This window comes from Ochrobactrum sp. SFR4 (assembly GCF_019730395.1).
Classification (GTDB): domain Bacteria; phylum Pseudomonadota; class Alphaproteobacteria; order Rhizobiales; family Rhizobiaceae; genus Pseudochrobactrum.
Map to the genome: position 1 here is coordinate 1 of NZ_JAAPBB010000362.1, position 360 is coordinate 360.

At 54.2% G+C, this 360-nt stretch carries 1 protein-coding gene; it reads right to left on the bottom strand.

The genetic code is table 11. The features are described 5' to 3' along the window. Positions 1-176 precede the first annotated feature (176 nt). A partial coding sequence (locus tag HBA93_RS19375; RefSeq protein ID WP_221724379.1) for a hypothetical protein occupies positions 177-360 on the bottom strand: 184 nt, incomplete at its 5' end.

The window sequence follows — 360 nt, forward strand, 5'->3', positions numbered from 1 at the left end:
CGAGAGGCGCGCGATGAGCTGATAATAAAAGCCCGCCTGAAGCCATCCGCCATTTTTCAGATTGCCCGCCAGAGCCTGACTTTGTGAATCGCCAACCGGCGTGAGCTGAAGCGAGTCATCGGCCGTGGCAATGTCTTGGCCTGCCTTTTGCAATTTTTCGTCGCCGATATACTGCTTCAGAATGGCCGCATGTTTTTGCGCCAGTCGTTGAGATCCTTTCGAAGATCGCGATAGGCGGGAAGCGGTTCACGCTTGCTTGTGGCTTGTGCAAGCTGCGCCGCAGTTGTCGTGAATGTGTCCGCCGTTTCCGTCACGGCTTTCGACATATCCTGTATGAAATCGTTATACGATTTGCCTGCC